We start from the raw sequence: 12,702 nt of genomic DNA, 5'->3' as shown, positions 1-12,702 counted from the left end.
CGCCCGGGCGCGCTCGCCGGTGCCCGCCGGCACGGACGTGCGTGCCGGCACCGACGTGCGTGCCGGGCTCGCCTTCCCTAGGCTCGGAGGATGACTGACGCGAACCGCACCCCCACGCCGATCGACACGATCGCGGACGCGTGGGTGGACACCCTGGCAGAGCACGAGCCGACCCTCGCGACCTACATCGGCCGCTTCGAGCACAACGGTCGATTCGGTGACTACAGCCCCGGCGGCGCAGACGCTCTGATCACGGAGGCGCGGTCGACCAGGGCCGCTCTTCAGGCGGCCGACGCGGTGGACCCGATCGACACCGTCACGAAGCTGGATCTCGCCCGCGAACTCGACCTCATGATCGAGAAGCACGAGGCCAAGACGCACCTGCGCGACCTGAACGTCATCGCCTCGCCCGCGCAGGACATCCGCGCCACCTTCGACCTCATGCCCACGGCATCCGTCGACGACTGGGCCACCATCTCGCAGCGCCTGAAGGCTCTCCCCGGCGCCGTCGAGGGGTACATCGCGACGCTGCGCCTCGGCATCGCCGAGGGCGTCGTCCCGGCCCGCCGACAGGTGACCGAAGTCGTCTCCCAGATCGCGCGATACACCGCCGACACCGGATTCTTCGCCGAGTTCGTCGGGGACGCCGCCCCCACCGAGGGCCAGCTGCCGGCATCCCTCGCTCGCGACCTCGCCACCAACGCCAACGCCGCGCGTCTCGCGTACGACGGACTCGCGCGATTCCTCGCGAGCGAACTGGCGCCGGCGGCCGGGGACACCGACGCCGTCGGACGTGAGCTCTACGCCCTGCACTCCCGGCACTTCCTCGGCGCTGAGATCGACCTCGACGAGACATACGACTGGGGCGTCGAGGAGCTGGCGCGCATGGTCGCCGAGCAGGAGGCCATCGCCGACGAGATCCTCCCCGGCGCGAGCGTCGAAGAGGCCGTCGCTTTCCTCGAGCGCGACGAATCGCGCAAGCTCCGCGGAACCAAGGCCCTGCAGGAGTGGATGCAGCGCACGAGCGACCGTGCGGTCGAGGAGCTCGGTCGCACGCACTTCGACATCGCGGAGCCGATCCGCACGCTCGAGTGCATGATCGCCCCGACCAAGGAGGGCGGCATCTACTACACCGGCCCCACCGACGACTTCTCCCGCCCCGGACGCATGTGGTGGTCGGTGCCCGAGGGCGTCGACCGTTTCGACACCTGGCGCGAGCTGACGACGGTGTATCACGAGGGCGTTCCGGGCCACCACCTGCAGATCGCGCAGGCGGTCTACAACCGCGCCGAGCTGAACTCCTGGCGCCGCCTGCTCGCCGGTACGAGCGGACACGCGGAGGGCTGGGCTCTGTACGCCGAGCGTCTGATGCAGCAGCTCGGTTACCTCGACGACCCGGCCGACCGCCTCGGCATGCTCGACGGCCAGCGCATGCGGGCGGCACGCGTCGTGCTCGACATCGGCGTGCACCTGCAGAAGCCGCGCCTGGACGGAACCGGCGTCTGGGACCACGACTACGCGCTCGCCTTCATGCTGAAGAACGTCAACATGAGCGAGGAGTTCGTGCGCTTCGAGGTGAACCGCTATCTCGGGTGGCCAGGACAGGCGCCGTCGTACAAGGTGGGTCAGCGCATCTGGGAGCAGATCCGCGACGAGGAGCAGGAGCGCCGCGGCGCGGACTTCTCGATGAAGCAGTTCCACACGCGTGCGCTGGGAATCGGCGGCGTCGGGCTTGATACTCTGCGCACCGCCGTGGCATCTTCGTGAGTCGACCGGAGCGCCGTCGCTGCGGCGCTCCGCCGATTCCGGGAATGCCCGCGAGTCGCGTAAAGTTCATGCATCCGAATGCAAGGAGAGTCCATGGACGCCACCCCCGTCGAGCTCGGTCTCGATACCTTCGGAGACATCTCCCGCGGCCCCGACGGGTCGCTGCAGTCGGACGCGCAGACGATCCGCAACGTCGTGGAACAGGCGGTGCTCGCCGACCAGGTGGGCCTGTCGTTCTTCGGCGTGGGGGAGCACCACCGGAAGGACTTCGCAGTCACCAGCCCGGAGATCGTGCTGGCGGCCGCCGCCGCGCGCACGTCGAACATCCACCTCGGTACCGCGGTGACCGTGCTGTCGAGCGACGATCCGGTGCGGGTGTACGAGCGCTTCGCGACGCTGGATGCCGTGTCGAACGGCCGCGCCGAAGTCATCCTGGGCCGCGGGTCGTTCATCGAATCGTTCCCGCTGTTCGGCTACGACCTCGCTGATTACGAGCAGCTGTTCGAGGAGAAGCTCGAGCTGTTCTCGATGCTGCTCGATGAGAAGCCGGTCACCTGGTCCGGCCGCACGCGGGCCGGCCTGCAGGATGCCGATGTGTACCCCAAGACCGAGAAGGGGCTTACCGCGTGGGTGGGCGTCGGCGGCTCTCCCGAGTCGGTCGTCCGCGCCGCACGCTACGGCTACGGCCTCGTGCTGGCGATCATCGGCGGGTCGTCCGCTCGGTTCCGCCCCTACGCCGACCTGTACCGCCGGTCGCTGCGCGAGCTCGGTCGCAACCAGCTGCCCATCTCGGTGCACTCGCCCGGGCACATCGCCGAGACCGACCAGCAGGCGTGGGACGAAGCCTACGAGGGTGTCGCCGAGCTGAACACGACCATCGGTCGCGAGCGCGGCTGGCCGGCCTACAACCGACTGCGCTTCCAGCAGGACGTCGGGCCCGACGGCGCGATGTACATCGGCTCGCCGGAGACCGTCGCCCGGAAGATCGTCGCGACCGTGCAGGCTCTGGGCAACACGCGCTTCCAGCTGAAATTCGCCAGCGGGTCCATCTCGCACGATCGCCTCATGTCGAGCATCGAGCTGTACGGCACCCGTGTGCTGCCGCTCGTGCACGAGATGCTCGCCGACGCCCCCGTCGCCTCGTGAGCACGACCACCGACACCATCCGCGTGTCCGAACGCCTCGACGCCCTGCCCTTCACCCGGCGGCACGCGCGGATCCTGGGCGGATCGGGTCTGGGTTGGGCGCTGGATGCCATGGACGTCGGCCTCGTCTCGTTCATCATCGCGGCGCTCAGCGTGCAATGGCAGCTCGCCCCGACAGAGGCGTCGTGGATCGCGTCGGCCGGCTTCGCCGGCATGGCGATCGGCGCGAGCGTAGGCGGGCTGCTCGCCGACCGATTCGGCCGTCGGCATGTCTTCGCGCTGACGCTGCTGGTGTACGGCCTCGCCACGGGTGCCAGTGCGCTGGTCGGCGGAATCACCGCGCTCCTCGTCCTGCGGTTCGTGGTGGGTCTCGGACTCGGCGCGGAGCTGCCCGTGGCCTCGACCTACGTGAGCGAGTTCGCCCCGGCCCGTATGCGGGGTCGCCTCATCGTCTTCCTCGAGGCGTTCTGGGCGGTGGGCTGGACCGCTGCGGCGCTCATCGGCTACCTCGTCGTGCCCGCGTCGGCCGACGGCTGGCGGTGGGCGTTCGCGCTCGGTGCGATCCCCGCACTGTACGCCCTCGTCGTGCGGTGGGGTCTGCCCGAGTCCCCACGGTGGCTGGCCTCCCGGGGCCGCAACGCCGAAGCCGTCGTGATCGTGCGCGACCTCGAGGCGGCGGCGGGCCGCGTCGCCCTCGAAGCATCGACGGAAGGTGTCGCGGCATCCGCCCCGTCCGCCCGTCCCCGGGTGAGCGCGCTGTGGGCTCCGGCCCTGCGCGCGCGAACGGCGAGCCTGTGGGTGCTGTGGTTCTGCGTGAACTTCTCGTACTACGGCGCCTTCATCTGGATTCCGACGATCCTCGTCGCCCAGGGATACGACCTCGTGCGCTCGTTCGGCTTCACCCTCATCATCACGCTCGCGCAACTGCCCGGATACGCCGTGGCGGCGTGGCTCATCGAGGCCTGGGGGAGGCGCGCGACGCTGGCGACCTTCCTCGCGGGTTCTGCGCTCGCGGCAGTGCTCTTCGGCACGGCCTCGGGCGAGGTCGCGGTGATCGCCACGGGCATGATGCTGTCGTTCTTCAACCTCGGCGCCTGGGGGGCGTTGTACGCGCCGCGACGCCCGAGACCTATCCGACGGCGCTGCGCGCGACGGGCGCGGGCTGGGCTGCGGGGGTGGGACGCATCGCGTCGATCCTCGCCCCCCTGGCCGTGCCACCGCTGCTGGGGCTGGGCGGCGCGCCGTTGCTCTTCGTCGTGTTCGCGGCGTTCTTCGCCGTCGCCGTGGTGGCGGCGCTGATGCTGCGCGAGCAGCGCGGGCGGTCGCTCGCGTAACGTCCACGCCTGGCCGACGGCATCCACCGGCGTCTCGGCAATCGGCCGGGCGCGCCCTCCGGTTGCCCCGGCGGTGGCATCGCCCGCGCGTAGGCTCGAGGCATGGCATCCGTCCGCTACGTCGCGATCGGCGACTCGTTCACCGAGGGAGTCGGCGACGAACTGCCCGACGGCACCGTGCGAGGGTGGGCCGACCTGGCAGCCCAGGGATGGGCGGATGCCGCGGGCGAGCCGATCGCCTACGCGAACCTCGCGATCCGCGGCAAGCTCATCGAGCCGATCGTCGCGGAGCAGCTCGAACCCGCTCTCGCTTTGAAGCCGACTCATCTGTCGTTCAACGGCGGGGGCAACGACATGCTGCGACCGCGCACCGGGATCGACCGCATCGTCGAGCTCTTCGACCACGTCGTGCGTCGCTGCGATGAGGAAGGCGTGAAGCTCATCGTGCTCTCCGGCGCGAACCCCACGGCGGGACTCCCGCTCGGCAGGCTCATCGAGGCACGCGGCGATCGTCTGTCGCACGCCGTCGAGAAACGCCTCGAGGCCCGTCCCGACGTGCTCACCGCCTACAACTGGTTCGATCGCGAGTTGGCGAGCGGGGAGTTCTGGTCGGTCGACCGCCTGCACATGAACACCCGCGGGCACCATCGGGTGGCTGCACGGGTGATCGAGTCGGTCGGGTTGGTCCCGCCGCCGCAGTGGTGGCACCTGCGCGAGATGCCCGATGTGGAGCGGCTTCGGGGAACGACGTATTACCGCGAGCACGTGGCGCCGTGGGTGCGTCGCCGTCTGACCCGCACCTCGTCGGGAGACGGCCGATCGGCGAAATTCGGCGGCCGGTGGGTGCAGCTGACGCCGGGCGGGGAGACGCCGTCCGGCGGTGCCGCCGCCTGATCTGCGGAGCCGCGTGCCCGCGACGCGAAACCGCGGGCACCCCGCAGCCGTCTGGTGGTCATCGGCCTGGACAGCGACCGGCAGCCCGGGGCGTTCCTCGTGCAGGTCGCCCGCGCGGGGGAGGAGCGCGCCGAGAACGGGGGCCGTCCGGACTCGTCACGGGCGTCGGCAGTCGGCGCTCAGATCGAAATGCAGCATCCCGTCGATCGTCGAGCGGTCGCGCGCCGACAACCGCACCACACCGTCGGAGCGGAGGTCCTCCTGCATGGCGCGATCCGATGCGAACCCCGCAGCGGTCCAGGCGTCGAGAATCGCCTCGTACGACGCATCGTTGTCGTCCGTCGAGAAGACGAGAGTCACACCGGTCGCCCCCTCGCAGGGAAGCTCGTCCGCCGCGGGCGCCCGGACGGGCGCGCCCGCGGCATCCACTGCCGTTCCGTTCGACGCGTCGATGGTCAGGGCCGCCATGCGCGCCAGCCGCTCGCGGGTGTCCGACGGAGCGGAGACCGCCTCGGGGCCTTCGTCGGGACCCGCGGCCACCGGTGCGGGGGAGGGGGACATCGGCGCGCCGCCGGCGAGTCCGCATCCCGTCGCGCTCGTGAGGCGGGGGAGCACCATCATGGGCTCGTCCCGGGTGTCCAGGTTGTTCCACACGCTCTCGACGGTGTGCCAGACACGCACGACATCACCGTCGGCGACGGCGATGTAGGAGCGGTTCTGGAACGGTTTGTGACCGTCGTCCACCGTCGTGCGATCGACGCGCGTGCCGATGATGCCGTCCATGCGCAGCACGTCACCCGAGGCCGCGAAGAGGAACGCCCGCTCGCTCACGACGTACCCCGTCTCGCACCCGTTCGCCACGATCGGTGTCGCCGACTCATCGGTGAGCGCGAGACCGAGACCGCCGAGGAGCGCCGCGACGACAGCCGTCACACGGAGCGGCACGAGAAGCAGCAACCACCAGCGACGACCCGGAACGGCGATGACCGTGACTGCCAGAAGAACGGCGGATGCCGCGATACTCGCCGTGAAGAGACCGTCACCGTTCCACGAGCCGACGATGACCTGCTGCAGACCATCGCTGCGCACCGACACGCTCAGGACGATGACACCGACGGCCACGGCGACGAGGGACAGCACAGCCGCCGCGACGGCCGTCCACCGGCGCACGCGGCGCATCCGCGCATCGGACAGCGAGATCTCCCACACGTCGGTCACCGGCCCAGCCTGGCAGGATCGGCTGAGGGGATTCCGTCAGCCGACGGCTGTGAGTTCGGTTCGCAGTGCGGCACCCTCGCGGCGGGACGAGGGAGGGGCGACGGTCGTTTCTCACGTCAAGCTGACATAATGTGCATTATCGGCTCGTAGTGGGTCCAGCTCAGCGCACCTCGAAGCCGACGCCGAGCACAGGGCTGTCACGTGCGAGAATGCGGCTGCACGACCGTCAGGCTGTTGCCGTCGGGGTCGACGATCTCGCCCACCGTCACGGCATCCACCGCCGCAGCCTCGATGGCGAACGTGTGAGTCGGCATGGTGAGCCCGAGGCCCGCCGCGGCTCGCCCCGAGCGGCGATCCGAGGCGCCTGACCCTGCCGACGCGGACCACGTCGACGGGTGCGGCTGACAGAGCCCGGTACGCTCGAAGCGATGATCCGCCGCATCGCCTACCCCCGCACCCGCCCGTGACCGGCGTCCTCACCGGCTTCGCGGTCGTCGGCCTGGCCGTCGTCGTCGGCTACGTGATCGCGCGGATCGACCTCCTCGGGCCGCACGCGCGCCACGTGCTGAGCCGGCTGACGTTCTTCGTGCTCTCGCCGTTCCTGCTCTTCACGGTGCTCGCCACGGCCGACGTCGCGACGCTGTTCTCGGCGCTGCTGCCGGTCTCGATGATCACGGCCGCGGTCATCATCGCGGTCTCCGTGCTGATCTCGGCGCTGATCCTCCGCCGCCCCGTGGGCGAGACCGTCATCAGCGCGCTGTCCGCCGGGCAGGTGAACAGCAACAACATCGGCATCCCGATCTCGCTGTACATGCTGGGGAACGCGGCGTACTCGGCCCCCGTCATCCTGTTCCAGCTGCTCGTGCTCATGCCGATCGCCCTGTCGATCCTGGATGCCGCGACCTCGGGCTCCCGCAATGTCGGACGGATCCTGCTGCAGACGGCGAAGAACCCCATGCTCATCGGCTCCGCCCTCGGCGTGGTCGTCGCGCTGACCGGCGTCGACCTCCCGCCGATCGTCTTCGACCCGCTGCACCTCATCGCCGGCGCCTGCGTGCCGGTGCTGCTGATGTCGTACGGCATGTCGCTCTACGGTCAGCGGGTGCTGACGGAGCCCGGTCGGCGCGTCGACGTCGTCATCGCGTCGGCGCTCAAACTCGTGGCCATGCCGGCGCTGGCGTTCCTCGTCGCGATCATGTTCGGGCTGCCGGACGACCAGGTCTTCATCGTGGTCGTGCTCGCTGCGCTGCCGACGGCGCAGAACGTGTTCAACTTCGCCCAGCGATACGGAGTGGGCGAGATCCTCTCGCGCGATGTCGTGTTCATCTCGACGCTGGGGTGCCTCCCCGTCCTCTTCGCGGTGGCTCTGCTGCTGCAGCACTCCCCCACGTGACGGCTCGCGCGGCCGTACCCTCAGGTCTATGGTGAGACCTATTCTCAGCTTTCGTTCAGAAAGGCTCACCATGGCTTCTTCGACCACGTCCAACCCCGCGATCGGAGCCGTCCGCACGGCGCTCGGTGTCAGCGGCGTCCTGTCGCTGGTGATCGGCGCACTGATCCTCATCTGGCCCGGCCGCACGGCCGAGGTGGCCGTCGGCATCCTCTCCGTCTACGTCATCATCGCGGGCCTGGTCAACATCGCCGTCGGCCTGTTCTGGCGTTCGGGGTGGGCGCGCCTGGGCTACATCGCACTCGGCGTGCTGTTCATCGTCGCGGGCATCTTCTCGTTCGCCAACCTCTCGGAGACGACCGCCTGGTTGGGCGTCTTCATCGGCACGCTCGTCGGCATCCTGTGGATCGTCGAGGGCGTCGTCTCACTGACCACCGCCGGGCACGGCTCGAAGGCCCGCGGCTGGACGATCTTCTTCGCCATCATCAGCATCCTCGCCGGAGTGGTGCTGCTGTTCTCGCCGCTGCTGGGCGCCGTCACGCTGTTCCTGCTGATCGGCATCTCGCTCGTGATCCTCGGCATCTTCCAGATCGTCCGCGCGATCCAGTTCGGCAAGCCGGTATAGAACCGGGAACGGCCGAGGGTCCGGATGCCATGGCATCCGGACCCTCGTTGCTTACGCCACCGGCAGGTGCCGCTCCCACCACTCGAGCACCGCGTCGAAGCGCTGCACCCGGTGCTGAGGGCGCCCGGCGCGGGTGAGCTCGTGATCCTCCCCCGGGAAGATGAGCATCTCCGCCTCGGTGCCCTGCGCTTTGAGCGCCGCGTAGTACCGGGTGGCCTGGTCGATCGGACAGCGCAGATCGAGCTCGGAGTGGATGACGAGCGTCGGCGTCGTGACCCGATCGACCACCGCCATCGGGCTCTGCGCCGCCACGACCGCAGGATCGGTGCCGACGTACTCCTGCCCGAAGAACGATCCGATGTCGCTGGAGCCCGGGAACACGGCCGGGTCGAGAAAGCCGCGCTCCACGATCGCACCGGCGAATCGGTGATCGTGGGCGATGATCCAGGCCGTCATGTAGCCGCCGTACGAACCGCCCATCACCCCGACCCGGTCGCCGTCGAGCCGCGGGTCGTCCGTCACAACGGCGTCGAAGAAATCGATCACGTCGAAGAAGTCGAGCGTGCCCATCTTCTGCCGGATCGATCGTCCGTGGTCACGACCGTACCCGGCGCTGCCCCGCGGATTGCTGTAGACGACGGCGTAGCCGGCGTCGACGAGCACCTGCGTCTCGTCGAACAGGTGAAAGCCGTACGAGGCGTACGGTCCGCCGTGGATCTGCAGGATGACCGGGAACGGCCCCTCGCCCTCGGGCGCGGCGACCCAGCCGTGCACCGGGTAGCCGTCACGCCCCGCGACCTGCCGCTCCTCGGGCACGACGATCCCGCGCTCGCGCGCTGCGGCGCCGAACTCGGTGATCGCGCGCGCCCCGCCGTCATCGACGACGAACAGCTCTCCGAACGAGGTGGGCGAGGCTGCGGATGCCACGACGCGTCCCTGCGCCGCGGCGTGACCGTTCACTTCGACATCGCCCCCGAGGACCTCCGTCGCCTCTCCCCCGCGGGTGATGCGCAGCAGGCGCACGCGCCCCCGGGTGCGGTCCTGGACGAGCACGTCGTCACCGTCGAACGAGAGGTGGCTGCCCACCTCGCCGAGGTCGATCGTCTCGGGGTCGGTCAGGCGACGCGGGCCGTCGGGGTCGAGCACGTGGAGCGCGACGCCGGGAGCGATGAAGTCGACACCGTCGGCGCCGACATCGTACGCGAGGACGAAGACCGTTCCGTCGGGCGCCGTGGCGACCTCCGAGATCGCGAGGTCGGCGGCGGTACCGAGCACCTCGCGCTCGGAGCCGCCGTCGACGGAAACGGCCACGACGCGGCTGCGCAGGTCGCGACGGTCGGTCTCGATCACGTCGGGGACGCTGAGAAGCTCCGCGCCGTCGCGGGTCCACACGACGCCGTTCCACCCCGTGTCGCCCACGGTCAGCCGCACCGCGTCCGCGGCGACGATCCGTTTCTCGGGCGCATCGAGCGCCGGGGCGGGGGCGTAGAAGGGCTCCGCCTGGGTCGAGGGGGCGTCGACGACGAACAGGTGGGCCGGCCGGTCGAGGTAGCCGAGGCCGTTCGCGTGCCAGCGGATGCCGGTGACGCGACGCGGGGGCTCGGCGGCGGCATCCCGTCCCTCGACGGTGCCGTATCGGCCGGGCTCGGGTACGCGCGCCGTGAAAGCGAGGCGGGCGCCGTCGGGCGACCACGCGACGTCGGTGACACCGCCGGGCTGATCCGTCACCTGCACCGGCTCGCCACCGTGCGCGGCGGCCACGAACACCTGGGTGATCCCGCGCTCATCGGCGCGCAGGAACGCCACGGTGGCGTCGTCGGGCGAGAGATGCGGCGAGCGGTCGGCGACGCCTCGCGTCAGCCGACGGGCGACGCCATCGGGCAGGTCGACGCGCCACAGCTGCCCCACCGCCCGGTCGGCGGCGAGATCGGGACGAGAGGTGGCGAAGACGGCGAATCCACCGTCCGACGAGAGGGCGGGACGGCCGACGGAGACGAACGCTTCGATGTCGACCGTCCGCACGCTCACTCTCCTTCGAACGCCTGGGTGTCCCCGACGAGGCGGGTGTGGTCGGCCGGAACCGGGTCGACGGCCGCGTGCGCCACCTCGGCGGCGAACTCGGCGACGTTGTAGAGCTTCGTGCCCTCGCCGCGAAGGGCCGCGACCGCGTCCGGGTTCGCGCGCTGGAGCAGCGTCGCAGTGATCGTGCCCTCGATCATGTCGCCGGAGACGACGGTGAAGCCGATGCCGCGCTCCTGGAGGGCGGGGATCTTCTCGCGGAGGGCGTCCTCGCCCGCGCGCTTGGAGAGGGCGACCGGTTCGTACTCGGGCATCGTCGGGGTGGTGCGGATGAAGTGCGCCTGGTGGCTCGTCACGAAGACGACGCGCGCGTCGGGCTTCAGCAGCGGCAGGGCGGTCTCGAGCACATTCACCTGCGCGTCACGGTTGAGCTGCAGGGCGTAGTCCTCGGCCATCCCCGACTCCATACCGCCCGACGCGTTCAAGACGAGGATGTCCAGCCCACCGAACGTGCGCTCCACCTCGTCGAACATCGCCTGCACCGACGCGGGATCGGTGAGATCGGCGCCCACGACGAGGGCCTCGACGCCGAGGCCGCGCAGCTGGGCCGCGAGCTTCTCGGCGCGGGGCGCCTTGTTGCGGAAGTTGATGACGACATTCGCGCCGGCTTCGGCGAAGTAACGCACCGTGTCAGCGCCGATTCCGCGCGACGAACCGGTGACGAGCGCGGTCTTGCCGCTCAGGGAGCCGGACGGAAGGGTCTGAGACAAGCGATACTCCTGACGATGATGCGGATGCCGCCGGCCGACGCGGGCGCACACGACATCCTCCAGCTTATCGACCGTCCACCTCCCGATCGCGTCGCACCGGACCTCGCTTCTCGGCCGGGACGCCCCGGCGCCGCACGCGAGCGCCGTGCCGGCGGCCGTGTCCGGCCACGGCCCCAGGTCCCACGCTCCCGTCGCCGTTTCAGACGGAGCCGATCGTCGCCGCGTGCTACGTTCGCGAGCGGAGGCCCCGCCCATGAACGCATCGTCCGCCGAGCGGCATCCGTATCTCTCCCCCCACGCCCCGCGCGTGCTCGCGCATCGCGGGCTCGTGACCCCGGATGCCGCGCGCCACGGGGTGGTCGAGAACTCCTTCGCCGCGGTCGCCGAGGCGCACGCCGCGGGGGTGGTGTACGTGGAGTCGGATTGCCACGTCACCGCCGACGGCGAGGTGGTGCTCTTCCACGACGACGACCTCGAGCGGATCGCCGAGGACCCCCGCGCGATCGCCGACGTGCGCCTGCACGAGCTCGAGGAGATCATGTCCGCGCGCGGCGGGCTGATCACTCTCGCGCAAGCGCTCGAGGCCTTCCCCGACATGCGCTTCAACCTCGACGTGAAGGCCGCCGCGGCGGCCGAGGGCGTGGGGCGGCTCGTGGCGCCTCACGCCGAGCGGGTGCTCGTGACGAGCTTCTCGGATGCGCGTCGGCGCGAGGCGCTACGGGCCGCATCGTCCGCCGGTGCCGCGCGACGGCCGGCCACCTCCCCCGGTCTGGAGACCGTCAAGCGACTCGTGATCGCCCGGGCTCTGCGCAGGAAGGCCCGCGTGCGCGCCCTGCTCGCCGATGTCGACGCCCTGCAGCTCCCCGAACGGCAGGGGCCTCTCCGTGTCGTCACGTCCGGCCTCCTCCGCGATGCCCACGCGGCGGGCGTCGAGGTGCACGTGTGGACGGTCAATGCCGAGGACGACATGGAACGCCTGCTCGATCTCGGCGTCGACGGGCTCGTCACCGACCGTGCGGATGTCGCTCTCGCGAAGGTGAACGCACGGGGAACGCAAGCTGTCTGAGCATCGTCTGTGAAACCTGCCAGGACGCCCGACGTTCGAATAAAGCGCACAGGTGCAGACGTTATACATGGTGACCGACGAGAGGACCACACAATGGCAGACCGCAGTCTCCGCGGCATCCGACTCGGCGCCCAGAGCCTCCAAAGCGAAGATGGCGTCGTGTTCCACGACCGTGCACAGCACACCTACAACTGCAGCACCTGCGGACGCGACACCGTCCTGACCTTCGCGGCTGACGCCGAGGTTCCCGAGGCGTGGGAGTGCCGGACGTGCGGCGCGGAAGCGTTGCTGCGCATCGGCGACGGCACGGCGACCGTCGACCACAGCGCCGACAAGGCAGCGCGTACCCACTGGGACATGCTGCTCGAGCGTCGCACGATCCCCGAGCTCGAAGAGCTGCTCGAGGAGCGCCTCGCCTTCGTCCGCGCACGTCGCGGCGCCGGTGGCGAGAAGCTCAGCGCCTGACGCTGACCG

Annotated in this window: 10 protein-coding genes and 1 pseudogene; 8 read left to right on the top strand and 3 right to left on the bottom strand. The window is 70.3% G+C overall.

Features of this window, described 5'->3' with window-relative positions:
• Positions 1-90: 90 nt before the first annotated feature.
• The 4 genes and pseudogenes from QE392_RS11070 to QE392_RS11055 all read left to right on the top strand — a co-directional run bounded on the left by QE392_RS11070 (position 91) and on the right by QE392_RS11055 (position 5,140).
• Complete coding sequence (locus QE392_RS11070; protein ID WP_307451648.1) at positions 91-1,767, top strand: DUF885 domain-containing protein; 1,677 nt, start codon at positions 91-93, stop codon at positions 1,765-1,767.
• A 93-nt stretch (positions 1,768-1,860) separates the two neighbouring features.
• On the top strand, positions 1,861-2,913 hold the full coding sequence (locus QE392_RS11065) for an LLM class flavin-dependent oxidoreductase (RefSeq protein ID WP_307451646.1): 1,053 nt from the start codon (positions 1,861-1,863) through the stop codon (positions 2,911-2,913).
• Positions 2,910-4,246, top strand: a pseudogene (locus tag QE392_RS11060) (MFS transporter). The gene QE392_RS11065 and the pseudogene QE392_RS11060 overlap by 4 nt, the downstream one beginning before the upstream one ends.
• Positions 4,247-4,348: 102 nt before the next feature.
• Positions 4,349-5,140: an SGNH/GDSL hydrolase family protein gene (locus QE392_RS11055; protein ID WP_307451644.1), complete on the top strand. Its 792-nt coding sequence runs from the start codon at positions 4,349-4,351 to the stop codon at positions 5,138-5,140.
• Between the two features lie 156 nt (positions 5,141-5,296).
• Here the strand turns inward: QE392_RS11055 and QE392_RS11050 are convergent, their stop codons facing one another.
• On the bottom strand, positions 5,297-6,358 hold the full coding sequence (locus QE392_RS11050; protein ID WP_307451641.1) for a hypothetical protein: 1,062 nt from the start codon (positions 6,356-6,358) through the stop codon (positions 5,297-5,299).
• Between the two features lie 463 nt (positions 6,359-6,821).
• On the opposite strand from QE392_RS11050, the gene QE392_RS11045 reads away from it, so the two are divergent.
• Positions 6,822-7,751: an AEC family transporter gene (locus QE392_RS11045; RefSeq protein ID WP_307451639.1), complete on the top strand. Its 930-nt coding sequence runs from the start codon at positions 6,822-6,824 to the stop codon at positions 7,749-7,751.
• A gap of 70 nt (positions 7,752-7,821) precedes the next feature.
• Positions 7,822-8,373 carry an HdeD family acid-resistance protein gene (locus QE392_RS11040; RefSeq protein ID WP_307451637.1) on the top strand — a complete coding sequence of 184 codons (552 nt, stop codon included), beginning with the start codon at positions 7,822-7,824 and terminating at the stop codon, positions 8,371-8,373.
• A gap of 51 nt (positions 8,374-8,424) precedes the next feature.
• Here QE392_RS11040 and QE392_RS11035 read toward each other — a convergent pair whose 3' ends face one another.
• Both QE392_RS11035 and QE392_RS11030 read right to left on the bottom strand, forming a co-directional pair.
• A complete protein-coding gene (locus QE392_RS11035; protein WP_307451635.1) occupies positions 8,425-10,395 on the bottom strand; it encodes a S9 family peptidase in 1,971 nt (656 codons plus the stop codon).
• A 2-nt stretch (positions 10,396-10,397) separates the two neighbouring features.
• Positions 10,398-11,162: an SDR family oxidoreductase gene (locus tag QE392_RS11030; RefSeq protein ID WP_307451633.1), complete on the bottom strand. Its 765-nt coding sequence runs from the start codon at positions 11,160-11,162 to the stop codon at positions 10,398-10,400.
• A gap of 253 nt (positions 11,163-11,415) precedes the next feature.
• On the opposite strand from QE392_RS11030, the gene QE392_RS11025 reads away from it, so the two are divergent.
• Together QE392_RS11025 and QE392_RS11020 are read left to right on the top strand one after the other, a co-directional pair.
• On the top strand, positions 11,416-12,228 hold the full coding sequence (locus tag QE392_RS11025; RefSeq protein ID WP_307451630.1) for a glycerophosphodiester phosphodiesterase family protein: 813 nt from the start codon (positions 11,416-11,418) through the stop codon (positions 12,226-12,228).
• Positions 12,229-12,321: 93 nt separating this feature from the next.
• Positions 12,322-12,693 (top strand): RNA polymerase-binding protein RbpA, encoded by a 372-nt coding sequence (locus tag QE392_RS11020; protein ID WP_307451627.1) that lies wholly within the window; start codon positions 12,322-12,324, stop codon positions 12,691-12,693.
• Positions 12,694-12,702 lie beyond the last annotated feature (9 nt).

Source organism: Microbacterium proteolyticum (genome assembly GCF_030818075.1).
Classification (GTDB): Bacteria; Actinomycetota; Actinomycetes; order Actinomycetales; family Microbacteriaceae; genus Microbacterium; species Microbacterium proteolyticum_A.
Note: the sequence above shows the minus strand (reverse complement) of the source record. Positions and strands in the feature narration are given on the sequence as shown.

Excerpts from the sequence above, each read along its gene's own strand:
- QE392_RS11070 (WP_307451648.1), top strand. The coding sequence starts at position 91 with ATGACTGACGCGAACCGCACCCCCACGCCGATCGACACGATCGCGGAC.
- QE392_RS11065 (WP_307451646.1), top strand. The coding sequence starts at position 1,861 with ATGGACGCCACCCCCGTCGAGCTCGGTCTCGATACCTTCGGAGACATC.
- QE392_RS11055 (WP_307451644.1), top strand. The coding sequence starts at position 4,349 with ATGGCATCCGTCCGCTACGTCGCGATCGGCGACTCGTTCACCGAGGGA.
- QE392_RS11040 (WP_307451637.1), top strand. The coding sequence starts at position 7,822 with ATGGCTTCTTCGACCACGTCCAACCCCGCGATCGGAGCCGTCCGCACG.
- QE392_RS11025 (WP_307451630.1), top strand. The coding sequence starts at position 11,416 with ATGAACGCATCGTCCGCCGAGCGGCATCCGTATCTCTCCCCCCACGCC.
- QE392_RS11020 (WP_307451627.1), top strand. The coding sequence starts at position 12,322 with ATGGCAGACCGCAGTCTCCGCGGCATCCGACTCGGCGCCCAGAGCCTC.